This is a genomic window from Kaistia defluvii (genome assembly GCF_040548815.1).
GTDB lineage: Bacteria > Pseudomonadota > Alphaproteobacteria > Rhizobiales > Kaistiaceae > Kaistia > Kaistia defluvii_A.
This window is the reverse complement of the sequence record NZ_JBEPSM010000004.1, coordinates 66785-86515: the sequence shown is the minus strand read 5'-3', so window position 1 is coordinate 86515 and position 19731 is coordinate 66785. Positions and strand designations below refer to the sequence as shown.

Sequence of the window (19731 nt, the reverse complement as noted above, 5' to 3'; positions counted from 1 at the left end):
TTATGCACAAGCGTGCCATGTTCGCCATGGCCGGCGCAGCCCTGCTGCTTGGCCGTATGACCCCGATGGAACGCGCGGCGGGCCGCTACATGCGCGCACCCGATCACGACTCCAAGAGCGCGTCCGAGCTTGCGACCGAGATCAAGGCCGACTTCCAGAAGTCGTTCGACAAGGTCAAGGAAATCGCCGAGGAAGCGCTCGGCAAGGCCAAGTCTGGCGAGCAGCTGACGGAAGGCATCAAGCAGAAGGCCGACGAAGCGCTCACCAAGATGAACGGGCTCGGCGAGCAGATCGCCGAGATCGAGCAGAAGCTGGCGCGCAGCGGCGGCGGCAGTGATGGCGAGGCTCACAAGTCGTTCGGACAGCAGTTTGTCGAGAGCGACAACTTCAAGGCCTTCGCAGACTCCAAGTTCGGCCGTACCAGCAAGGCCGATCTGCAGATCAAGGCGACGATCACTTCGGCAACCAGCAATGCGGCCGGCTCGGCGGGCGCAGCCGTCGCGCCGACGCGGCTGGCAGGCATCAATGAACTGCCTCAGCGCCGGCTTACCGTTCGCGATCTGATCTCGCCCGGTCGCATGGACGGCAGCGCCCTGGAATATGTGAAGGAAACCGGCTTCACGAACTCCGCGGCGCCGGTGGCGGAGGGTGCGGCAAAGCCCGGGTCCGATATCCAGCTCTCGCTGGTCACGACGTCGGCCAAGGTCATTGCGCACTGGATGAAAGCGTCGCGCCAGATCCTGGACGACGTCGCCCAGCTCACCTCCTACATCGACGAGCGTCTCCTCTACGGCCTCGCCTATGTCGAGGAAGCGCAGCTGCTCAACGGTGACGGAACCGGCCAGAACCTGAACGGCATCATTCCGCAGGCCACTGCCTATTCGGCGCCCATTACGGTCAGCGGCGCGACCAGCATCGACATGATCCGCCTCATGCATCTGCAGGCGGCATTGGCGGAGTTCCCGTCCACCGGCACGGTCATGCACCCGTCCGACTGGGCCTGGATCGAGCTCCTGAAGGACACGACTGGGCAGTACATCATCGGCAATCCCCAGGGTGGCCTGTCTCCGACGCTCTGGGGTCTTCCGGTGGTCGCGACCCCGGCGATGTCTGTCGACAAGGTGCTCACGGGTGCTTTCCGTCTCGGCGCGCAGCTGTTCGATCGTTGGGATGCCCGCGTCGAGACGGGCTACGTCAACGACGATTTCACGAAGAACCTCGTCACCATCCTGGCGGAAGAGCGGCTGGCACTCGCCGTCTACCGGTCCGAGTCGTTCATTTACGGCGACTTCGGTCGCGTGACGTAACCGCCGCGGCGTTCGTGCAGGGAAGCCGACCATTCGGCCGGCTTCTTTCCCCTCCGCAGGAGATCACCATCATGAAATTCAAGGTCATCCGAGAGCATCTGGGCGATCGCTTCTACAAGGTCGGCGAGACCCGCGAAGCCCAGCGTGGTGATGTGGCGCACCTGATCGGCACCACGCTCGCGCCGTCCGGCAAGGCCGCCAAGCCGGCGAAGAACAAGGCGGCGCCGCCGGTCAGCAACAAGGCCGAACAGGCGCCCACCAATAAGGCCACTTGACCATGAGTACCGTCGTTATCACCGCGCCGGAGCCGGTCGTCTCTTGGGAGCAGGTCAGCGCGCATCTACGGCTCGATGGCGAGGACGAGAAGGTCTATGTCGAGGCGCTCGTCGCCGCGGCAACAGCCTGGATCGATGGCCCTGCGGGCTGGCTCGGCCGGGCCATCGGCGAGCAGGATCTGGAGACACGTTTCTCTGAATTCTGCGACCACATGGAGCTGATGGCGCCGGTCATAGAGATCGACGCGGTTGAATATGTCGACGAAAGGGGTGAGAGCAAACCAGCTATCAGCACCCTCTACCGCGTCACTGGTCAGCCATCGCGACCCCGGCTGGCGCTCGCCTATGGCGAGAGCTGGCCCAGCGCTCGTTCTGACGTTGATGCTGTTCGGGTCCGCTATCGTGCCGGTTACCCAGAGGTCCCGCCTCCCATCAGACAAGCGATCCTGCTGCTGGTGGGTCAGTGGTACGAGGCGCGTGAGGCCGTCAGTATCGGCAATGCAGTCAACCAGTTGCCCTTCGCCGTCGAAGCGCTGCTCTCACCCTTCCGCGTCTACCGTTGATGCGCGTCCGGTTTATCGCCGATTTCGATTGGTCACCCGCCGAGCGGCAAGGGCGGGTGACCGTCGCCTACAAGGCCGGCATGGAGCTGCGCGTCACGCGCGTGTGCGCCGCTGCCGCCATCGAGGCCGGCAAGGCCGAGGCCATCGTCAGAAAGAAACCAGATGAGCGCGGGTGAACTTCGCGAGCGGGTCGCCTTCGACAGGCGTGCGGTTGCCGATGACGGCTATGGAAACGCCGTCTCCGGCGACTGGCAGGAGGAGTTCGTCGTCTGGGCTCGCATCCAGCCGCTCAAGGGCGGAGAGGGCGTGCAGGCGGCCCGGCTCGCCGGATCCCAGCCGGTCGTCATCCGCATTCGACTTTCGGCACAGGCGCGCCAGATCAGCACGGAGTGGCGCGCCCGCGACGCCCGGGCGGGGACGCTCTTCAACATCACGTCGATGGCAAACATGGATGAGAAGGGCGCCTATCTCGATATCCTCGCCACAAGCGGCGTGGCGGTGGGCTGATGGCGACGAAGGTAGAAAACCGGCAGCGCCTGCTAAAGAAGCTGGCCGCAATGCCAGCGCAGGTTCGCGCGGCCGCAAAGCAGGCCCTGGCCGAAAGCGCTGACGAGATCCAGGACATGCAGCGCCGCCTGGCTCCCAAGCGCACCGGCCGCCTGGCGCGAAGCATCGTGCAGACCTGGGGTGGCGGTAAGGAGCGGTATTCGTCGCTGGCTGGCTCCGCCATGAGCGACGGTGATCCGGATCTGACGGTGATCATCTCGGCCGGCAATTCACAGACGCGGTACGCTCACCTTGTCGAGTTCGGGACCGCGCCGCACGAGAATGGTGGTTCCACCAAGGGCTCGATGCATCCCGGCGCGAGGGCACAGCCGTTCTTCTTTCCTGCCTATCGTGCGCTTCGGAAGCGGGCCAAGAGCCGCGTCAACCGGGCCATGACCAAGGCGATCAAACGTATCGCGGAGGGCTCATGAGTTCCGATCCGAGCCTCGCGCTGCAGGCGGCCTTTCTTCACGCCATCGTTGACGGCGCCCCTGCCGTGGCTGGTCGGGTCTATGACACACCGCCGGCATCGGCAGTGTTCCCCTATGTGACGATCGGCGAGATTCAGGTGAACGCGGACCTGGCGGACTGCTACGGCGGTTCGGAGAGTTTCGTCGACGTGCATGTGTGGTCGCGCGCGGTCGGCTTCCCGGAAGCCAAAAGGATCGCCGACGGGATTCGCGACGCTCTGCATGATGTGGAGCTGACCCTCGAGGATCACTCGCTTGGGCTCCTGCATTTCCGCGACGCCCGCACCCTTCGGGATCCCGATGGCGTGACCAATCATATCGCGATGACCTTCCGGGCCCTGACACAGCCCGCCTAACCCAAGCCACCAAAGGAGACCGCCATGGCGAGGCCCACGACGCTTCGAGGTTCGAAGCTGCTTATCAAGATCGGTGACAGAGCATCGCCGGAAGTCTTTGTTGCTCCATGCGCATTGAAGACCAAGCAGTTCAACCGCTCCGCCTCCATGAACGAGTTCAACATCGGCGACTGCGATGACCCCGACGCGCCGATCTGGACCGAGCGCGTCAAGAGCGCCTTGACCGCCTCGTTGTCGGGCTCGGGCACGCTGGCGAAGGAAAGCCTCGATCTCTACGAGGAGGCCTTCGCCGACCAGGATTCGCGCAACGTGCAGGTGACGATCGACTACGCGGTCGGACCGCGCACTTATGTCGGCCGCTACCATCTCGCTACGCTCAACATCACCGGCGAGGAGGACGGGCTCATTCAGGTCGAGATGGAATGGCAGTCCGATGGTCCGGTGGAACTGGCCGCATGAGCCGCGACGGTTCAGTTTCCTTCGCCTGGGGCGATGGCGAGCACCGGTTCCGGCTCGCCATCGGCGAATGGCGCGAGTTGCAGGAAAAGACCGGCGTTGGCCCGGCGGAGTTGCTGCAGCGCGTCAGCACGGGCCGCTGGCGGGTCGATGATATCCGCGAGACGCTCCGGGTCGGCTTGATCGGTGGCGGCATGAAACCGCTGGAGGCTCTCGGCCTGGTCACCCGCTATGTCGACGTGTTCCCGTTGATGGACAATGTCCCGGCCGCGCAGGCGGTCCTCATCACCGCGCTCGTCGGCCCCCCGGAGGAACCGGTGGGAAAAAGGGAGCCGGCGGAGGCCACGACGGAGGCGACAGAGATGGACGCCTCGCCTTCGCCGAACTCTATGGCGCCGGAGCCGTCCTAGGCTTCACGCCCGCCGAAGTCGACGCCATGAGCCTCTGGCAGTTCGCCGCCTGCATTGACGGGCACAACCGCGCCAACTCGCCCGATGAGACGGTCGACCCGCCGACCACCGATGAATTCCACGACCTGGTGAGGAGACTTGGCTGATGGCAACCGATCTGGAGCGGCTGGTGGTCCGCCTCGAGGCGCAGCTCAAGAGTTATGAGCGGTCGATGGCCAAGGCGGTAGGCATTGCCAATACCACCAGCTCGAAGATCGAGGGCCGGTTCAACAAGATGAATGCCAATCTGAACGGTATCGGCGATCGCTTTCTGAAGGGGTTTGCAGTGGGCGCCGTCGGCGCCCTCTTCTCCGCCCAGACCGTGAACGCCATCACGGATGCTGTCGCGGCACTCGCCGCCATCGGTGATACGTCCGAAAGGATAGGCATCACCGCCGAAAAGCTCCAGGAGCTGCGGTATGCAGCCGACATGGCGGGCGGTTCGGCGGAGTCGCTGGATAACGGCCTGCAGAAGTTCGCCCAGAACATGTCGCAGGCCGCCAGCGGGAGCGGCGACCTGGCCAAGGTCCTGAAGATCAACGGTATCGCACTGTATGATCAGGACGGAAAGCTGCGCTCTGTCACCGATATGCTCGGGTCTTATGCGGACCTCGTCACTCGGGCCAAGAACCCGCAGGACGCCCTCAACCTGTCTATTCTCGCTTTCGGCCGTTCGGCGGGCAAAGACATGGTGGGGCTGCTGCAACAGGGGTCGGCCGGCATCAACCAGTTGACGCGCGACGCGCAGGTAGCCGGCGTCGTGGTCAGCAACAGCCTGGTCGCAAAGGCTGGCGACCTTGACGACAAGCTTGTGCAGCTCAAGGCTACGTTGCGGGCCACCTTCCAAGGGTTCGCGGTCGAGGTGGCTCCCTATGTCGTATCGGCCTTGGAAGAGATCACCCTATCGGTGAAGGATCTTTCCTACACGCTGGCCCAGCTGAAGCTTGGGAACGTCGCGAACGCGCTGTCCCCGCTTTGGGACCAGTCCAACCAGGGCAAGGGAAGCCGGGCCTTCAAGATTGGTGCGTCAACGGCGTCGCCCAGCCAGTCCGAATCCGACGCATTCTTCGATTCCGTCCGGGGTGGCCGGAAAGTGCTGGACGCTGGAACAATCACCAAGCCGGCTGTCGTCCCGCCAGCGGGCTATGGCACCGATCGCAAGAATGAGTATGAGCGCGAGACGGAGGCGATCACGCGGCGGACGGCCGCTCTGATCTCGGAAACTGCCGCCCAGGCCTCGGTCAATCCGTTGATCAACGACTACGGCTTTGCAGTCGAAAAGGCGCGGGCTGCACAGGACCTTCTCTATGCGGCGCAGGAAGCTGGGCTGACGATCACGCCGGCTCTGCGCGAAAAGATCGATGCGCTGGCGTCTGGCTATGCAACGGCGTCGGTTGAATCGCAGAAGCTTGCTGAAAAGCAGGACCTTGTTCGGCAGCGGGCGGAGGAGATGCGCGATCTCGGCCGCGACGTTTTCAGTGGCTTCATCTCCGATATGCGAGAGGGGAAGTCCGCCACCGAGGCGCTCGCCAATGCGCTGGACAAGGTGGCATCGAAGCTGATCGACATCGCCCTGAATGATCTGTTCGGCGGAGGTTCCAGCGGCAGCGCGTTTGGCGGCATCGGCAAGCTGCTTGGCTTCGCGAGCGGCGGCTACACCGGCGACCGCGGCACGGGGAAGGTTGCCGGCGTCGTGCACGGCAAGGAATTCGTGGTCAATGCGCGGGCGACGGCAAAGAACCGTGCCCTCCTCGAGGCGATGAATTCGGGGCTGTCGGCCGTGGGCACTGCCATCGGCGTTCCGGTATTGCCGAGCGCGGTGGCACCCCGATCTGCATCGGCGCCGATCTTCCGCCTCGGCGATACCCATATCGACGCGCGCGGTTCGCAAATGAGCGAGTCGCAGTTTGCCTCGATCCTGGCCGAGAACAACAAGCGTCTCATGGCTGCATTGCCGGACAAGATCCGCAACATGCAGCGGGATCGGATCCTGAAATGACCTTGACCTATCCGCTCGACCTGCTGGCCGACTGGCCCGGCTGGGCGACGCTCGATCCTTCCTATGGCGATGAGACCTCCGGCCAGGCCGGCGGCCAGCTGCGCGTTAAATCGTTGCGGGCGCCCCTCTGGACGATGCAAGCGTCGTCGCGCGATTTGTCGCCAAATGAGCTGCGCCGATGGAAGGCGAAACTCGCGGCTCTGGAGAACGGGCAGAAGACCTTTTGGGGCTATGACTTTGCGTCCGTCTACCCTGCGGCGCATCCCAACGGCAGCTGGCCGACGGGCGTAGCGTTCAATGGTGAAACGGCCGCCATATCGGCCCTGTCGTCGACCATTGCGCTTCGTCTCAAGGCGCTCCCGCCTGGGTTCAAGGTTTCGATCGGGGACCATATTGCCTTCGCTTACGGCTCTGGCCCCTCCTATGCGCTGCACCAGGCGGTTGAAGATGCTGTTGCTGATGCCAGCGGCGTGACGCCGGCCTTCGAGGTCCGGCCACCGATGCGGCAGGGCGCGGCCATCAACAATGTCGTCAAGGTCAAGCGGCCTGCCTGCCTCATGCTGATCGTGCCTGGGTCGATATCAGCGCCTGCCAATCTGAATGCCCGGGGGCCAATCTCTTTCAATGCCATGCAGGTGATCTGATGCGGTCGCTCGATGCGGCCGAGATCTCGGCCATTGCCGCGCGGACTGTCGTTGCCCGCGATTTCGTCGTTATCACCGTGAAGGACCGGCTCACCGGCAACTCTAAGCCTGTGGGCTTCTGGTCCGATGCAGGCGCCTTCTCCTGCCTGGTCAAGAATGGCCGGACCGGGCTGGTCGAGGCGCAGGCTTTCGTCGGCGGCGCGCTCGTGTCGATCGGCGATATCCCGCTCACCTCCGATATCTCGGTGCGGACCGTCGAGGTCGTGCTGTCCGGGATCGACGCGTCGGTGATCGATGCCACGAAGACCTATGACGCACGCAATGCCCCCATCACGATTTACCGCGGCTATCTGAACCCCGACACGCTCGAACTGGTGGCGCCGGCGAAGTCCCGCTTCATCGGCTTCATCGACGAGGCGCCCGTCGTCACGCCGGCCGAGGGCGGCGCGTCAACGGTAACGCTCTCCTGCGCGTCCCACACGCGCGAACTGACCCGGAAGAACCCAGACGTCCGCAGCCACGAGAGCCAGATCCTCCGCAAGGCGGACGATGATTTCTATCACGACACCAGCGTCGTCGCGGACTGGGAACTGTTCTGGGGCAAGGACAAGGGGCGGGTAGGCTGATGGCATTGCACCGCATCCCGACGTGGCGAACGGCGCTGCACGAGACGATCGAGGCGCATCGCCGCGTACCGTTCGCGTGGGGAGAGCATGACTGCGCGCTGTTCGCGGCCGACTGCATCAAGGCGATGACCGGACTGGATCTGGCGACCGGTTTCCGCGGCTCCTACCGATCGGCCAGCGGCGCCCAGCGAGCGCTGAAGCGGGCCGGCTATGCTGACCTGGTCGCGCTCGCGGCGAACTTCTTCGATGAGATCGCGCCGATGATGGCGGGCGCTGGCGATATCGCTGCGTTCGATACCCAGGATGGCTGGGCGCTTGGCGTCGTCGCGGGCGAGCGCGTCACGGTGCTTGGGCTTGATGGCCTCGGCACGCTCGATCGCCTCACGGCTGCAAAGGCATTCCGAATCCCATGATCCGCCGCGCTCTTCGAACCGCATCAACGGCCGCGCAGCTGCTGCTGTGCTCGACGGCCCTTTGCCACGCGGCCCCGGTCTTCGGGTTGGTGGCGGGATTTGCCGGCTGGCTCGGCGGCGGCGGCATCCTGGCGGGGCTCGTCGGCGGCGCGCTCAAGCTCGGCATCGGCCTTGGCCTCAGCTATCTGGCGCAGAGCCTGTTCGGCAAAAAGCAGCCGGTCGGCGGTGTCGGCGGCGCTTCAGGCAAGCTGCAGTCCGGCGGTGCCGTGCCGCGCAGCTTCATCGTCGGTCGCGGCATGACGGCGGGCTCGCTCGTTTATGCGGGCACTTGGGGGAACGTCGACAACACGCCGAACGCGTTCCTGCACATGGTGATCGCCCTTTCCGACCTCCCCGTGAAGGGCCTGGCCGAGATCTGGGTAAACGGCTCCAAGGTCACTTGGAACGCGGCCAACGCTTCCGGCACACAGGCGGCGATCCCGGAATACAACAATGATGGCGATCGGCTCTGGGTCCGCTTCTATGACGGGAACCAGACGGCGGCTGATGCCCAGATGGTCGCACGGTTCGCCGGCTCGGCGCGGCCCTACAAGGCGACGCGCGTCGGCACGGGCGTCGCCTATGCCGTGGTCATCGCACGCGTCAGCGACAAGGTCTTCTCGGGCTTCCCGCAGTTCAAGTTCGTGCTGGATGGCGTGCCGCTCTATGACGTCCGTAAGGACAGCGCCATGGGCGGCTCGGGTTTGCAGGTGTGGGGCGATACCGCGACCTATAGCCAGGCGCCGGCCAACCCGGCGGTGATGGCCTACAACATCATCCGGGGCATCACCTACAAGGGCAAATGGTTCTACGGCGGCCAGACCGTTTCCGGCTCGCAGTTGCCGATTTCGTCCTGGTCGGCGGCGATGAACGAATGCGACCAGAGCGTTGCGCTCGTCGGCTCCGGGACGGAGCTTCAGTACCGCGCTGGCGGCGAGATCTCGCTCGATACCGAGCCCGCAGAGGTCCTGGCCGAGCTGATGAAGGCTTGCAACGGGCGTCTGGCAGAGGTCGGCGGCGTCTACAAGCCGCATGCCGGCGCACCGGGTACGTCGGTCTTTGCCTTCACGGATGACACGATCCTTTCGACGGATCCGCAGACCTTCGAGCCGTTCCCGTCGCTGGCCGAGGTGGTCAATGCCGTGACCGGCAAATACATCGAGCCCGCCGAGGGCTGGAGCGCCAAGGACGCGCCACCGCTCTATTCGATCACGCTCGAGGCCGCCGATGACGGTCGCCGCCAGGTGGCGGACGTCACCTATGGGCTTGTGCCTTTCGGCACGCAGGTGCAGCGGCTAATGAAGTCGGCTCTGGCAGAGGCGCGTCGATTCCGCCAGCATGCCCTTCCCATGCCGCCGGATGCGTTCCTGATCGAGCCCAACGACTTCGTGTCCTGGACCTCGGCCCGTAATGGCTATTTGACGAAGCTCTTTCGTGTCGACGCCGTGCAGGATCTCGGCAGCCTCAACGTCGGGTTCAACCTGACGGAAGTCGATCCGGCGGATTATCTCTGGATCCCAGGCACGGACGAGAAGCCAATCGTCACGGCGCCGACCGAGGTGGTGCGCCCGCCGGCGCAGCCGATCATCGACTGGAATGTGGTCCCGATCACGATCCGGGGCGACGGCGACAGCATGCGGGCCGGTATCCGCATGTCATGGGACCCGAATATCGACGATGTCGACGGCGTGCAGTTCGAGGTTCGCCTGGTTGTTGATCAGACAATGGTGTTGCAGGGGGAGACCGACCGTGTTGAAGCCGGCGCGATCGAGATCTCGCAGTCCATCTTGGGCCGGACGCAGTATGAGGTGAGGGGGCGCTATCGGCCCGCATCGCCCCGGCCGGCGGCTTGGTCCAGCTGGCGCTCTGTGCTTACGCCCGACATCGCAGAAGGCATCACGGCGCAGCAGGCCTATGAGCTGTCGCTGATGACCGGCGACGCTCGCGGCTCGATGCAGGAACTGCAGCGCCAGCTGGATGAGGTGATCGATCGGATCGCGCTGGACGGGGCCGAGAATGTCGGCGCCGACTATATCCAGCGCGCGGCGATGCGAGCAAATCTCGTCGCGGCGATCCAGCAGGTGACCGAGGCCTATATTGCCGGCGATACCGCCGTCGCATCGCAGGTGACGGCGATCAATGTGAAGGCCGACCAGATGTCGGCCGGTGGCTTCGTCAAATTCGCGGCGACCGCGGCGCCGAGCGGCGTGGATGTCCGGTTCCAGATCTTCCTAAACGCTGGGACGGTCGGCACGCCGAACTGGAAGGAAGCCGGCATGCTGCTCGACATCGTCGGCGGTGTGTCGCGATGCACGTTCCTGGTCGACCAGTTTTCGATCGGCGACGGCACGACCCGCGTCGTGCCCTTCGCGATCGTCGGGGGCGTCGTCTACATGACCGGCGTCGTGATCCGGTCCACGAACAGTGTCTTGCAGCTCGATCTCAGCGGCGAAAACCTGATCTTCTCGGAGCCCTGATGGCCCTTAATCCTCGCCTGTTCGCGGGCCAGCTATCGCCCGGCGACTGGCGCGCTCGCGTCTCCAAGCCGGGCTTTGATGCGTCCGATCCGAACCTGACACGGGAGAAGCTCGACTTCGACACGGCGTGGCCCTTCGCCGGCAATATCCACGCGGTCGCGAAAGAGCGAATTTTCGGCATTACCGCGAACCAGAGCCCGGGCGCTGGCAATTTGAGCCCGCGGACCCTGTATTTCCCGGCGCTGCCCTATGTGCCATGCGTGAAGATCTTCCTGTCGAATCCAAACGGCGCTCTCATCTATTGGCGCGAGGACATTGGCCCGAATGCCCCGGGCACCGGCTCTCTCACGTATGAGGTGTTTAACGACCGCGTCGTGATCTACGCCCAGTCGGGGCAATTCCGATTCGACCACTATGTCTGTGCCGTGGTCTTCAAGATCCCGGCGCGGGATCTCGGCGTCGTCGGCAATGACCCGCACCCATTGGCGCGGATGATGATGGGGAAGCGAGGCACCGACTATGGGCTCTATGTCTCGCGCCCTGGCTTCGATGTTCGGACCTGCGCCAAGGCCCAGATGGCCTTCAGCTCGGACGATGATTTCACGGTCATCAACGCCACCTTCGCGCCCCAAAACAGCCGGAAGGGCGTGGCGAGCAGCGCGACCGACAACGTCTATACGGTGATCAATTTCCCCTACACCTGGAAGGGCTACTATCCGATCATCTTCTTTTTCGGAACGTTCAACGGCGCACAGAACGACCAGATCTACACCCTGCCATCCGACAAAGAGGTGAACACCTGGGGCGGCGCTTATCCGATGTCGGGCTTCATCACTTCGCCGTCGCCCGGGGCGGGTCAGGTGCAGATCCGCCGTTGGTCGCAAAACGTCTGGGGTAACGTTTCGATCATCGTGCTCGACCGCCCCGTGCCGACGGATTGAACCATGCCGACAAAACGAGGACACCTGGGCAAGCGCGGCTCGAATTTCGTCATCCAGTTTTCCAAGCCCGGCTTCGATGTCGACACGGCGCCGCCGGAAGGGCTCGTCTTCGACAGTGGAACCCAGAGGCTGCGACCGCTGGTATCTGGCATCACGGCCGCTCTGCCGGCCGGCAACACCAACATCCCATTGCCGAAAACGTTCCTCGGCCTGCCGCTGATCCTCGTCGACATGTTCTACGGCACGAACGGCGTTCGGGGGCCAGGGCGTGGGTTCGAGGTCACCTATCGGCGTGCCAGCAACGTCTTCACGATCAACAACAGCACGGCCGGCGCGGTGTTTTCCTACAACGTGTTCGATAACGAGATGACCTAATGCAGCTGTTCTATCATGACGACGCCGGCAGGATCACAGGCGGGGTGAGTGGCGCTTTCAGCCCGGACGATCTGGATGATCTGCGGTCGAGGGGCTTCTCCTTCGTGGTCGTGCCGGGCGGGGCGTCGATGGCGACCAACTATGTCGTCGATGGCGAACTGGTCGCCCGCCCGGTCGCGCCGATCGCCATCAACCGCACCGAGATCCCGGCCGACAAGCGCAGCAAGGTCAAGATCACCGGCCTGCCGGTGCCGTGTGTCGTTCATATCGACGGCCAGCCGGTATCGGTCGAGGACGGTCTGCTCGAGCTGACGGCCGAGATGCCGGCGACTTATTGGGTCGTTTTCGACCAGTTCCCGTTCATGCCCTGGTCGGCCGAGATCACGGTGATCTAGCCCAGACATCTCCAACCCAAAGGACTGTGACTATGACCAGTGAAGCCTCCAAGCTTAGCCGCCGCCACGTCATCAAAATCGATTCCGAGACGGACCATCCGGGCGGCCGGGTACATCTCCGCCTGGACGCAATCACCTCTGCGGAGATCAGGGACGGCTACGCGATCGTCTCGCTCTCGAAGGATCCGAGCGAGCCCTTAGCTAAAGGGCAGTAGTGTCCAAAAAGTTGCGTGCTTCGCAATGCTGGCAGACCAAGTCGACGCCAGCCATGACCATGAAGCTTGTCGGGAAACCTTCGACCATCGGCTTTCCGCAGGCTGCGCAGATAAGCGTCGTTCCCTCTTGGTCCGACTGAAACATTTCCTGGAGATCGGCCGCATGGAGATCCATGCGCTCCGGCTGATCGTCCCCGCTCAGTTCGAGTTTCACTTCCTTCATTGGCCCCTCCCAAGGTTGCAACCAGAGGGTGGCCCATCATCCCCCGGGAGTCGAGTCGGATAGACGACCTCGGCCGGAGCCCATCACCTTGAAAATCCGTCTGACGAAGAACCTGGAGCCGCTCCGGGCGAGTGCTCTTGCGCGCCTTGATGAAATGGCGGGCGAGCAACTGCACCCGCTGACGTCGTCGCCGATTGCGGCGCTCCGGGCGCGCAAGTTGGCCGAGGCGAAGCGGGTACTGGGCGGTGAGGGCGGCGCGCCACTGCTGACCGCCGAGGCCGTGGCGAAAGGGCTCCCCGTCGCGGAGTTGGCGTCGAGCGTCGTCGCCAAAGCGGCGGCCGATGCAGCAGCACTGACGGCGATCGAGACCCGGCGCCAGGCCACGCAAGCCGCCATCCGATCTGCGCCGCATCCGGCGGCCATCGAAGCTGCCCTCGAGGAGTTCCTGAATGGCTGACAGCACCTATCACGCCGGCAACATCTCGGTCGCCGCCGGCGGCCTCGCCGTCGCCGGCACGCTGACGGCGTTCCTGAGCCAGGTGAAGCCCGGCGACACGCTGATGAAGGGCGACGGCTTCGCCGTAGTCGAGACGGTGCCGAGCAATACCAGCCTGACGCTGGCGCTGCCCTGGAACGGCACCATGCTGACCAACGAGCCCGACTACCGGATCCTGCGTACCGGCATCGGCTGGCGATCGGCCGCCGAGATCAACACCCGACTGACGGCGATCGTGGCGGCGATCGAGGCGGGCCTCGGCTTCAAGCCGGACGCAACCGGCACGCTCGCCGATCGCACGGCGAACAACGCCGCCGCGAAAGGCTTCATCTTTGTCCGCACCGACGTCGTGCCGTTCCAGATCTACATCAAGGCCAGCGCCGCCTCCGGCGACTGGGCTGGCCCGACCAGCATGCAGGGCAATCCCGGGACGCCTGGCGCGCCGGGCGCCACCACTGCCGACGTGCTCGCTGCGCTCGGCGTGCCCTCGATCACCATAAGCACCAACGACCCGACCGGCAGCGCGCCGGAAAACGCGCTCTGGCTGAAAGTCCCTGCCTAACCAAAGGACCGATCATGGCAACGATCCGCATAAACGAAGACATCACCGAGATCGACGGCAAGGCGCGCGTCGAGCGTGGGCCGGCCAAGAGAACCGGCAAGGCGACCGCCAAGCTGCTGGCGAATGACAAGACGGCCGCTCACTATCAGCTCGGCCACCGAGATGCTGCCGGCGAGGTGATCGAGGCCGACAAGACGATGACCTATCTCGACTGGCTCAATCCGAAGGGCTTCTACGTCTATTCCCGCGTGGAACCGACCGAAGACCTTCCGGAAGGATCCTGGCTCGAGGACAGCTTCCACCCGGAAGAAGCCGCCGCCATGACCCGCGCGACCCAGATCGCCGGCGGCTGATTTCTTCGCCTCGTAATCCCTAACGGAAAGGCAGTTTCCATGCCGTATCTCAACGACCGAGTCCTCGATCTCGGGTTGAACGTCCTCGACGCCGAGGCCGACAAAATCCTCATCTGTAATGCCGAGCCGGCGACCTTCACGGCCGCGAACGCCACCAATGCCCTTGGCAGCAAGACTTTCGCTGTCGGGGGGGCCTTCGGCTCTCCCGCCGCGCGCTCCGGGGGACGCAAGGTGACGACGACCGCCATCTCAGATGGTGCGGTGGCCGCCGGCGGAACCGCGTCGCATTGGGCGGCTGTCGACACCGTCAACAGTCGGCTCCTGGTGGCGCAGGCGCTGACTGGAACGCAGGTCGTGACGGCAAGCAACGTCTTCACGCTCGGCGCCATGGACGTTTCGCTGCTCGGCCCCGCCTGACCTTCATCCTGCGAGGATAGATGCTCGGATCAGCCCCTCTCGGCTCCGTCCCGCTTGGCCGACAGGCACCGGGCAACGTCGTTGCGCTCTCAGGCAGCGACGTCGTCTCTGCCAATGCCCAGATCGGGACCGCGGCACTTGGCCAGGTTCATGCTCTTTCCGGTGGCGCCGTTGCTTCCCAGGCGGCCGTCATCGGAAAGTTGGCGCTGGGTCAGATCCATGCCCTGAGCGGTCTGGGCGTCGTCTCGGTCCCGGCGGTCGTCCAGGTCGGAGCGCTCGGCCAGATTCATGCTCTGGCCGGTCAGAGCCTTGCCTCTGGTGGCACGGAGATCGGGCTGGGCTCGCTCGGCGTCGCCGGCGTGGCTCTGCTGGGCCTGTCGATCGTCACGGCGCCGGCCGAGATCGGAACGGCTGCGCTTGGCCAGATCCATGCCCTGACTGGCCAGGGCGTCGTCTCGGGTGCCCCAGCGATTAGTGTGGGGGCGCTCGGTCAGGTCCACTCCTTGGCGGGACTGCCCGTCGTCGGCACGCCTGCGGCAATCGCTCCGGGATCGCTGGCCGTCCTGGTGCCGCTCGTAGGCCTCGGGATCACGGGCGCGCCTGCGGAGATCGGCAGCGCCGCCATTGGTCAGATCCACAACCTTGCCGGCCAATCCCTCCTATCCCTGCCGGCCGTCATCACTGTGCCCGCTCTGGGCCAGATCCACGCTCTGCACGGCAATGAAGTGCTGTCGCTACCGGCCGAGATCTCGCTGGGACTGATCGGCGGCAGCCTGTTCTTCGTTCGCCGCGGCGGCATCGCCGTTCCGGCCAAGCTGTTCGTCCGCAAGGGCGGAAGCTGGAAGCCCGTCACGCAGGGCTGGATGGGCCGCTCCGGTGCCTGGCGCACCAACTACCAGTAAGGATTGACCATGGCTTTCGTGATTAAGGACCGGGCGCGGATGACCACCGCGACCACCGGAACGGGCGCTGTAACGCTTGGCGCTGCCGTGGCAAATGCGGCAAAGGGCTACTATCGCACCTTCGCAGCGGCAGGCGTCGCCAATGGCGACACGTTCAACTACGCTATCGAGGATGGCACCGCCTGGGAGATCGGGCTTGGCACCTACACGGCCAGCGGCACTGTCATGGCGCGTTCGCTGCTCGCATCCTCCACCGGAGGCCTACTGAACCTGACCGGAGCTGCCGAGGTCTACATCACCGCGCTGGGCGACTATCTGGTCGGGGCGTCAGGGGCGCAATACCGCGCGCTCGCGACAGCCAAGATCATCGGCACTGACGGCCTGGCGGCTGCGATGGTGCCGGTCCCCCTCTCGATCGTCTCGGGCTCTGTCGCCTGGGACATGACCGCGGGCATTGATTTCACGCTGCCAGTCAATGCGAATTTTACTCTGCCGGACCCTACAGCCTTTGTCGTCGGCCGTCGCTGCCGCATCCGCCTGGCCATCGCCGGCGCCTTTACGATGGCCCTGGGCCCGACCCTCAAGACGCCAGGCGGCTTCGGTCTGGTCCTGTCGCAGGCCTCGGGTGCGGTCGACTATCTCGATCTTGATTGCGTGTCGACGTCCGAAATCCGCGCCGTTCTGTCGAAGGATTGGAAGTGATGCTGCCGGGGTTCATGGGCAACATGATCGCCGCCTCGCAGGGGCCACTCTTCCAGACGAACTTCTCGGAGTATGCGACCGGCAGCCCGCCTATTGATTGGTCCGAGAAATGGGATGCATCGGCCTATAGCGCGAGCGTCGTGGCCGTGACTGGCTCCCTCTCCGGGAAGGCGCTTCGCATCACCAAGAACGGCGTCGCGGGGACGCAGCCCGGTTATGGTTGGGACAGAATCCCGGCGAGTGCGGACGTGGAAGTTCTGATGAGGGTGCGAGCGATCGCAACCTGGTCTGCGGTGGCCGAACTGGTATCGGTCATATCGAGGGCGTCAGGGGTGCCAGCATCGAAGAACGCCTATCGTGGCGTTCTTTCCATGCAGACCTCGGGCTCGCGTTGGTCCGGCGCACTGGTTCGATATGTGTCTGGCGCAGGCACGATCATCGGAGCGCAGACGTTCCTTCCGACGCCAAACTACACCGTCAATACCTGGGTCTACATCCGATATCGAAGCGTCGGTAACAACATCCAGGTCAGGATCTGGCCGTCTGGAACGGCTGAGCCGACCACATGGCTGCATTCCGTGACAGACACGAACATAGCCGGCCCCGGCTTCGTGGCGATCGGCACGGCTTTCTCGACCACGCCCAACAGCGAGATCGATTATTTCGCCGTTGACGTCACAGGTCGACCCATCCCCATACCCTTATAAAGGGGCGCCGAGATCGTGATTTTCTTCAGAGACCTAACCCGATGGGACCCCACTGTACGGATTGATGGCGTCCTCTACCCGGCCAGCATTGCCTGGCTCTGGTCTGATGCCGAGATGGCAGCCATCGGGCTCTATCGCGCGAAGGCACCCAGCGTGCTGCCGGACGGCAAGCAACCCGGCCCTGCCGTCGAATGGGCCGGAGAAGGCGTTCGTTACGTGCTGGAGGACATTCCGCCGGCGCCAATACCTTCGGAGGTCTCTGCCGCACAGGCAAAGCTCGCCCTCGATCAAGCCGAGATCTTAGACGACGTTGAGGCCATGATTGCAGCGCACCCGGTCCGAGCCGTGCAAATCTGGTTTGCCGACGCGAACAATTGGCAGCGCGGGCATCCCTACGTCTCGGCTCTCGGGCTCGAGATGGCACTCGATGAACAGGCGATCGACACTCTGTTCGTGGCTGCGGAGCGCTTTTAGGGCGGGGAGTAGTGGAGCCCGCCAGCGGGATTCGGGGGATGATGCTGGCGGGCCCTGGAGCACCACGCCGGGGACGGCGTGCTTGCTCGTCGGCAAGAGGGTGCGGGCGGTTCACTGGTGCCCTGAAACCGCGAACTGCCGGTCATGAGCTGGATTGACGGCCTGCATTAGCACGCCCGCATTGGTCAATACGCGACGGCAAAGCTGGTTCCCTGTCACGAAAAACCCGCCGGGGGTGCCGGCGCGCGAAGTGTTCTCAGCGAAGCGACGGAGGTATCAGTTGCCGTTGTAGCCGCTCGGCACGGGCTCAGCCGCCACGCGCTGCAGGAGTGCCGACTTCATGATTGCCGGCTTCTCATAGGTCTTCTTCATAGTGCCCCCTTGGCATTGTTGACGTTACGTTCTCTGCCATCGCGCCCGGCTCCTGTCGATTGCAAGCCGGCAACACCACACCCGAAATCCTCACATCGCTGGAGACAAGACATGAACCGCGAAATTTCGGCGGAAGGTATCGCTATGGTCAAACGGTTCGAGGGCTTCAAGGCGAAGGCCTACCTCGACACCGGCAAGGTGCTGACCATCGGCTACGGCCACACTTCCGACAGCAACTATGTCGTCAGGGCCGGTGCAGTCATTACGGAGGCTCAGGCCGAGCACCTGCTCAAGCTCGACCTGCGCGAGGCGGAAGAGACCGTCAGCCGGCTGGTCAAGGTGTCACTGAACGACAACCAGTTCGCCGCGCTCGTCTCCTTCGTCTTCAACATTGGCGAGAAGCAGTTCAAGGGCTCGACCCTGCTGAAGAAGCTTAACAAGGGCGACTATGCCTCGGTCCCGTCTGAGCTTCTGAAGTGGGTCAACGACAACGGCAAGCGCATCACTGGCCTGGTGAATCGACGCAACGCCGAGGGCGGCCTCTGGGTGAAGGGGGCGTTCGTTTCGAGCGCCTCGGTCCCGGCCGCTCCGCCGAAGGCAAATATCCTGACCAATCCGGCGGTGCTGATGCCGGCAGCTACCGCCGCCGGCACGGTAATCGCTGCAGCCAACGGACCCGGCCCGATCGCCTATGCCATCGGGGCCGTGATCGTCATTGGTGCCGCCGTCGCGGCCTTCCACTTCATCCGGCAATCGCTGCAGGCATCGTCGTGATCGCCTGGTTCTTCGCCACGCGCGCCGGCCGCTATATCGCGGCCAGCGGAGCTTCCTTGCTGGTCGTGGCCGGCTTCGTGCTGAAGCTGCTCGCCATTGGCCGCGCGCAGGAAAGGGCGGCCCAGGCGCACAGGAACGAAGTTGCCGCGCAGGATCGAAAGGATCTTGAGAATGAGATTGACGCTCTTGGCCCTGCCGATTTGGACCGCCGTGCTTCTCGCTGGCTGTCAGACGCACGGCGGCGGTGACTTCTGCCTCGTAGAGAAGCCCTGGCGGATCTCGACCGCAGCCTATGAGGCCCTGTCCAAGCCGCAGAAACAGGACTTCGTCGCTCACAACGAGTTTGGCGAGAAGCATTGCGGCTGGAAACCGTCGCCATGATCATCGCGCGCATCGCCACCGGCATCACCAAGCACCTGCCGGCGCGGGCCTCGGAATGGGCGCTCGCGCTGATCCTGATGATCTGGGCGCTCAACTGCCTCTTCACTCCCGGCTATCTCGAGCGGCCTGCCTGGCTGTGGCTGGCCGACCATGGATCGCAAGGGCTCTGGGGCGGCGCCGCCCTTGGCATTGCCGCACTTCGCCTGGTGGCGCTTGTCATCAACGGGACCTTTGCCGATACGGCCTGGTCGCGGCGATCGCCACATGTGCGGGCGGCGATGGCGTTCCTGTCCTGCTTCTTCTGGCTCAGCCAGTCGCTATCCGTCTGGGTGACCGCGACGACGGCGACCGGTCTATCGGCCTCGGCCGTCTTTTTCGCGCTCGACATCTACAACATCGTCCGGACCTCGACGGACGCCCGGCATGCAGACGAGGCCTGGAAACATGGACGCAATGCCTGATGTGTCGTCGCTGCCCGACTGGCTTCGCGCGATCCTCTATGTCGGCGGGCTGCTCGGCGCTGCCTTTGCCTGCTTCGTCGGATATTTCATCAAGGGGAAGGCTCAGCCGACCGACGACCTGGTGATCACGGCGGCCTCGATCGCCGACACCAAGCCGATCAAGGAACTGGTCGAAGAGGTGCGCGGGTTGGGCGCAGCATTTCGGGCATGCACCTCGGCCATCGAGGACATCCGCGACCTCATGCGTGACGCCGCAGATGAGGCGGAAATCGAACGCCGGGCTGACGAGAAAGCGGAGGTGAAAGTCCAGAGGATTTTGAAGCGGCTGCCGAGGCGGGCGGGGTGACGGTTTTCCTCAGAT

The 19731-nt window shown here is 64.2% G+C and carries 31 protein-coding genes; 30 read left to right on the top strand and 1 reads right to left on the bottom strand.

Features of this window, described 5'->3' with window-relative positions:
• The first annotated feature begins 65 nt into the window (after nt 1-65).
• The 18 genes from ABIE08_RS20500 to ABIE08_RS20415 all read left to right on the top strand — a co-directional run bounded on the left by ABIE08_RS20500 (nt 66) and on the right by ABIE08_RS20415 (nt 12546).
• A complete protein-coding gene (locus ABIE08_RS20500) occupies nt 66-1307 on the top strand; it encodes a phage major capsid protein (protein WP_436409596.1) in 1242 nt (413 codons plus the stop codon).
• Between the two features lie 71 nt (nt 1308-1378).
• A complete protein-coding gene (locus ABIE08_RS20495; protein WP_354553710.1) occupies nt 1379-1582 on the top strand; it encodes a hypothetical protein in 204 nt (67 codons plus the stop codon).
• Nucleotides 1583-1584: 2 nt separating this feature from the next.
• On the top strand, nt 1585-2145 hold the full coding sequence (locus ABIE08_RS20490) for a head-tail connector protein (protein WP_354553709.1): 561 nt from the start codon (nt 1585-1587) through the stop codon (nt 2143-2145).
• Nucleotides 2145-2321 carry a hypothetical protein gene (locus ABIE08_RS20485; protein ID WP_354553708.1) on the top strand — a complete coding sequence of 59 codons (177 nt, stop codon included), beginning with the start codon at nt 2145-2147 and terminating at the stop codon, nt 2319-2321. Before ABIE08_RS20490 ends, ABIE08_RS20485 begins: the two co-directional genes overlap by 1 nt.
• Nucleotides 2308-2652 carry a phage head closure protein gene (locus ABIE08_RS20480; RefSeq protein WP_354553707.1) on the top strand — a complete coding sequence of 115 codons (345 nt, stop codon included), beginning with the start codon at nt 2308-2310 and terminating at the stop codon, nt 2650-2652. Before ABIE08_RS20485 ends, ABIE08_RS20480 begins: the two co-directional genes overlap by 14 nt.
• Complete coding sequence (locus tag ABIE08_RS20475; RefSeq protein WP_354553706.1) at nt 2652-3122, top strand: HK97-gp10 family putative phage morphogenesis protein; 471 nt, start codon at nt 2652-2654, stop codon at nt 3120-3122. The genes ABIE08_RS20480 and ABIE08_RS20475 overlap by 1 nt, the downstream gene beginning before the upstream one ends.
• A complete protein-coding gene (locus ABIE08_RS20470; RefSeq protein ID WP_354553705.1) occupies nt 3119-3517 on the top strand; it encodes a DUF3168 domain-containing protein in 399 nt (132 codons plus the stop codon). Before ABIE08_RS20475 ends, ABIE08_RS20470 begins: the two co-directional genes overlap by 4 nt.
• 24 nt (nt 3518-3541) lie before the next feature.
• Entirely contained in the window at nt 3542-3976 is a 435-nt protein-coding gene (locus ABIE08_RS20465) for a phage tail tube protein (RefSeq protein ID WP_354553704.1), read from the top strand.
• Nucleotides 3973-4383: a gene transfer agent family protein gene (locus ABIE08_RS20460; protein ID WP_354553703.1), complete on the top strand. Its 411-nt coding sequence runs from the start codon at nt 3973-3975 to the stop codon at nt 4381-4383. The genes ABIE08_RS20465 and ABIE08_RS20460 overlap by 4 nt, the downstream gene beginning before the upstream one ends.
• Nucleotides 4384-4528: 145 nt before the next feature.
• On the top strand, nt 4529-6421 hold the full coding sequence (locus tag ABIE08_RS20455; RefSeq protein ID WP_354553702.1) for a hypothetical protein: 1893 nt from the start codon (nt 4529-4531) through the stop codon (nt 6419-6421).
• Nucleotides 6418-7065 (top strand): hypothetical protein, encoded by a 648-nt coding sequence (locus ABIE08_RS20450; protein WP_354553701.1) that lies wholly within the window; start codon nt 6418-6420, stop codon nt 7063-7065. Before ABIE08_RS20455 ends, ABIE08_RS20450 begins: the two co-directional genes overlap by 4 nt.
• Nucleotides 7065-7691 carry a hypothetical protein gene (locus ABIE08_RS20445; RefSeq protein ID WP_354553700.1) on the top strand — a complete coding sequence of 209 codons (627 nt, stop codon included), beginning with the start codon at nt 7065-7067 and terminating at the stop codon, nt 7689-7691. The genes ABIE08_RS20450 and ABIE08_RS20445 overlap by 1 nt, the downstream gene beginning before the upstream one ends.
• A complete protein-coding gene (locus ABIE08_RS20440; protein WP_354553699.1) occupies nt 7691-8104 on the top strand; it encodes a DUF6950 family protein in 414 nt (137 codons plus the stop codon). The genes ABIE08_RS20445 and ABIE08_RS20440 overlap by 1 nt, the downstream gene beginning before the upstream one ends.
• Nucleotides 8101-10620, top strand: a complete 2520-nt coding sequence (locus ABIE08_RS20435) for a phage tail protein (RefSeq protein WP_354553698.1) — start codon at nt 8101-8103, stop codon at nt 10618-10620. Before ABIE08_RS20440 ends, ABIE08_RS20435 begins: the two co-directional genes overlap by 4 nt.
• Nucleotides 10620-11561 (top strand): hypothetical protein, encoded by a 942-nt coding sequence (locus tag ABIE08_RS20430; protein ID WP_354553697.1) that lies wholly within the window; start codon nt 10620-10622, stop codon nt 11559-11561. The genes ABIE08_RS20435 and ABIE08_RS20430 overlap by 1 nt, the downstream gene beginning before the upstream one ends.
• A 3-nt stretch (nt 11562-11564) precedes the next feature.
• Nucleotides 11565-11936, top strand: coding sequence for a hypothetical protein (locus ABIE08_RS20425; RefSeq protein ID WP_354553696.1), 372 nt, complete (start codon nt 11565-11567; stop codon nt 11934-11936).
• On the top strand, nt 11936-12331 hold the full coding sequence (locus ABIE08_RS20420) for a hypothetical protein (protein WP_354553695.1): 396 nt from the start codon (nt 11936-11938) through the stop codon (nt 12329-12331). The genes ABIE08_RS20425 and ABIE08_RS20420 overlap by 1 nt, the downstream gene beginning before the upstream one ends.
• Before the next feature lie 32 nt (nt 12332-12363).
• A complete protein-coding gene (locus ABIE08_RS20415; RefSeq protein WP_354553694.1) occupies nt 12364-12546 on the top strand; it encodes a hypothetical protein in 183 nt (60 codons plus the stop codon).
• Here the strand turns inward: ABIE08_RS20415 and ABIE08_RS20410 are convergent.
• Nucleotides 12533-12769, bottom strand: a complete 237-nt coding sequence (locus ABIE08_RS20410) for a hypothetical protein (RefSeq protein WP_354553693.1) — start codon at nt 12767-12769, stop codon at nt 12533-12535. The two genes, ABIE08_RS20415 and ABIE08_RS20410, sit on opposite strands and share 14 nt — an antisense overlap.
• Before the next feature lie 88 nt (nt 12770-12857).
• On the opposite strand from ABIE08_RS20410, the gene ABIE08_RS20405 reads away from it, so the two are divergent.
• From ABIE08_RS20405 to ABIE08_RS20350, 12 genes are all read left to right on the top strand, one after another.
• Nucleotides 12858-13226 (top strand): hypothetical protein, encoded by a 369-nt coding sequence (locus tag ABIE08_RS20405; RefSeq protein ID WP_354553692.1) that lies wholly within the window; start codon nt 12858-12860, stop codon nt 13224-13226.
• The gene (locus ABIE08_RS20400; protein ID WP_354553691.1) at nt 13219-13827 is read left to right on the top strand and encodes a hypothetical protein; all 609 of its coding nucleotides are present in this window, start codon (nt 13219-13221) and stop codon (nt 13825-13827) included. Before ABIE08_RS20405 ends, ABIE08_RS20400 begins: the two co-directional genes overlap by 8 nt.
• 14 nt (nt 13828-13841) lie before the next feature.
• Nucleotides 13842-14180: a hypothetical protein gene (locus tag ABIE08_RS20395; protein WP_354553690.1), complete on the top strand. Its 339-nt coding sequence runs from the start codon at nt 13842-13844 to the stop codon at nt 14178-14180.
• Between the two features lie 39 nt (nt 14181-14219).
• Nucleotides 14220-14597: a hypothetical protein gene (locus ABIE08_RS20390; RefSeq protein WP_354553689.1), complete on the top strand. Its 378-nt coding sequence runs from the start codon at nt 14220-14222 to the stop codon at nt 14595-14597.
• Nucleotides 14598-14617: 20 nt separating this feature from the next.
• Nucleotides 14618-15499 carry a hypothetical protein gene (locus tag ABIE08_RS20385; protein ID WP_354553688.1) on the top strand — a complete coding sequence of 294 codons (882 nt, stop codon included), beginning with the start codon at nt 14618-14620 and terminating at the stop codon, nt 15497-15499.
• Nucleotides 15500-15508: 9 nt separating this feature from the next.
• Nucleotides 15509-16201, top strand: a complete 693-nt coding sequence (locus ABIE08_RS20380) for a hypothetical protein (RefSeq protein WP_354553687.1) — start codon at nt 15509-15511, stop codon at nt 16199-16201.
• Entirely contained in the window at nt 16201-16908 is a 708-nt protein-coding gene (locus ABIE08_RS20375; RefSeq protein WP_354553686.1) for a hypothetical protein, read from the top strand. The genes ABIE08_RS20380 and ABIE08_RS20375 overlap by 1 nt, the downstream gene beginning before the upstream one ends.
• 15 nt (nt 16909-16923) lie before the next feature.
• Complete coding sequence (locus ABIE08_RS20370; protein ID WP_354553685.1) at nt 16924-17382, top strand: hypothetical protein; 459 nt, start codon at nt 16924-16926, stop codon at nt 17380-17382.
• A gap of 483 nt (nt 17383-17865) precedes the next feature.
• Nucleotides 17866-18528 carry a lysozyme gene (locus tag ABIE08_RS20365; RefSeq protein WP_354553684.1) on the top strand — a complete coding sequence of 221 codons (663 nt, stop codon included), beginning with the start codon at nt 17866-17868 and terminating at the stop codon, nt 18526-18528.
• On the top strand, nt 18525-18776 hold the full coding sequence (locus ABIE08_RS20360) for a hypothetical protein (protein ID WP_354553683.1): 252 nt from the start codon (nt 18525-18527) through the stop codon (nt 18774-18776). The genes ABIE08_RS20365 and ABIE08_RS20360 overlap by 4 nt, the downstream gene beginning before the upstream one ends.
• A gap of 129 nt (nt 18777-18905) precedes the next feature.
• A complete protein-coding gene (locus ABIE08_RS20355; protein ID WP_354553682.1) occupies nt 18906-19370 on the top strand; it encodes a hypothetical protein in 465 nt (154 codons plus the stop codon).
• Nucleotides 19354-19716 carry a hypothetical protein gene (locus ABIE08_RS20350; RefSeq protein ID WP_354553681.1) on the top strand — a complete coding sequence of 121 codons (363 nt, stop codon included), beginning with the start codon at nt 19354-19356 and terminating at the stop codon, nt 19714-19716. The genes ABIE08_RS20355 and ABIE08_RS20350 overlap by 17 nt, the downstream gene beginning before the upstream one ends.
• Nucleotides 19717-19731: the final 15 nt, after the last annotated feature.

Bases quoted from the DNA above. Each gene is read 5' to 3' on its own strand.
- ABIE08_RS20470 (WP_354553705.1), top strand. From the start codon at position 3,119: ATGAGTTCCGATCCGAGCCTCGCGCTGCAGGCGGCCTTTCTTCACGCC.
- ABIE08_RS20495 (WP_354553710.1), top strand. From the start codon at position 1,379: ATGAAATTCAAGGTCATCCGAGAGCATCTGGGCGATCGCTTCTACAAG.
- ABIE08_RS20480 (WP_354553707.1), top strand. From the start codon at position 2,308: ATGAGCGCGGGTGAACTTCGCGAGCGGGTCGCCTTCGACAGGCGTGCG.
- ABIE08_RS20450 (WP_354553701.1), top strand. From the start codon at position 6,418: ATGACCTTGACCTATCCGCTCGACCTGCTGGCCGACTGGCCCGGCTGG.
- ABIE08_RS20380 (WP_354553687.1), top strand. From the start codon at position 15,509: ATGGCTTTCGTGATTAAGGACCGGGCGCGGATGACCACCGCGACCACC.
- ABIE08_RS20490 (WP_354553709.1), top strand. From the start codon at position 1,585: ATGAGTACCGTCGTTATCACCGCGCCGGAGCCGGTCGTCTCTTGGGAG.
- ABIE08_RS20410 (WP_354553693.1), bottom strand. From the start codon at position 12,769: ATGAAGGAAGTGAAACTCGAACTGAGCGGGGACGATCAGCCGGAGCGC.
- ABIE08_RS20445 (WP_354553700.1), top strand. From the start codon at position 7,065: ATGCGGTCGCTCGATGCGGCCGAGATCTCGGCCATTGCCGCGCGGACT.
- ABIE08_RS20465 (WP_354553704.1), top strand. From the start codon at position 3,542: ATGGCGAGGCCCACGACGCTTCGAGGTTCGAAGCTGCTTATCAAGATC.
- ABIE08_RS20500 (WP_436409596.1), top strand. From the start codon at position 66: ATGGAACGCGCGGCGGGCCGCTACATGCGCGCACCCGATCACGACTCC.
- ABIE08_RS20375 (WP_354553686.1), top strand. From the start codon at position 16,201: ATGCTGCCGGGGTTCATGGGCAACATGATCGCCGCCTCGCAGGGGCCA.
- ABIE08_RS20420 (WP_354553695.1), top strand. From the start codon at position 11,936: ATGCAGCTGTTCTATCATGACGACGCCGGCAGGATCACAGGCGGGGTG.
- ABIE08_RS20385 (WP_354553688.1), top strand. From the start codon at position 14,618: ATGCTCGGATCAGCCCCTCTCGGCTCCGTCCCGCTTGGCCGACAGGCA.
- ABIE08_RS20365 (WP_354553684.1), top strand. From the start codon at position 17,866: ATGAACCGCGAAATTTCGGCGGAAGGTATCGCTATGGTCAAACGGTTC.
- ABIE08_RS20455 (WP_354553702.1), top strand. From the start codon at position 4,529: ATGGCAACCGATCTGGAGCGGCTGGTGGTCCGCCTCGAGGCGCAGCTC.
- ABIE08_RS20460 (WP_354553703.1), top strand. From the start codon at position 3,973: ATGAGCCGCGACGGTTCAGTTTCCTTCGCCTGGGGCGATGGCGAGCAC.
- ABIE08_RS20355 (WP_354553682.1), top strand. From the start codon at position 18,906: ATGATCATCGCGCGCATCGCCACCGGCATCACCAAGCACCTGCCGGCG.
- ABIE08_RS20395 (WP_354553690.1), top strand. From the start codon at position 13,842: ATGGCAACGATCCGCATAAACGAAGACATCACCGAGATCGACGGCAAG.
- ABIE08_RS20350 (WP_354553681.1), top strand. From the start codon at position 19,354: ATGGACGCAATGCCTGATGTGTCGTCGCTGCCCGACTGGCTTCGCGCG.
- ABIE08_RS20415 (WP_354553694.1), top strand. From the start codon at position 12,364: ATGACCAGTGAAGCCTCCAAGCTTAGCCGCCGCCACGTCATCAAAATC.
- ABIE08_RS20425 (WP_354553696.1), top strand. From the start codon at position 11,565: ATGCCGACAAAACGAGGACACCTGGGCAAGCGCGGCTCGAATTTCGTC.
- ABIE08_RS20485 (WP_354553708.1), top strand. From the start codon at position 2,145: ATGCGCGTCCGGTTTATCGCCGATTTCGATTGGTCACCCGCCGAGCGG.
- ABIE08_RS20435 (WP_354553698.1), top strand. From the start codon at position 8,101: ATGATCCGCCGCGCTCTTCGAACCGCATCAACGGCCGCGCAGCTGCTG.
- ABIE08_RS20390 (WP_354553689.1), top strand. From the start codon at position 14,220: ATGCCGTATCTCAACGACCGAGTCCTCGATCTCGGGTTGAACGTCCTC.
- ABIE08_RS20440 (WP_354553699.1), top strand. From the start codon at position 7,691: ATGGCATTGCACCGCATCCCGACGTGGCGAACGGCGCTGCACGAGACG.
- ABIE08_RS20430 (WP_354553697.1), top strand. From the start codon at position 10,620: ATGGCCCTTAATCCTCGCCTGTTCGCGGGCCAGCTATCGCCCGGCGAC.
- ABIE08_RS20400 (WP_354553691.1), top strand. From the start codon at position 13,219: ATGGCTGACAGCACCTATCACGCCGGCAACATCTCGGTCGCCGCCGGC.
- ABIE08_RS20475 (WP_354553706.1), top strand. From the start codon at position 2,652: ATGGCGACGAAGGTAGAAAACCGGCAGCGCCTGCTAAAGAAGCTGGCC.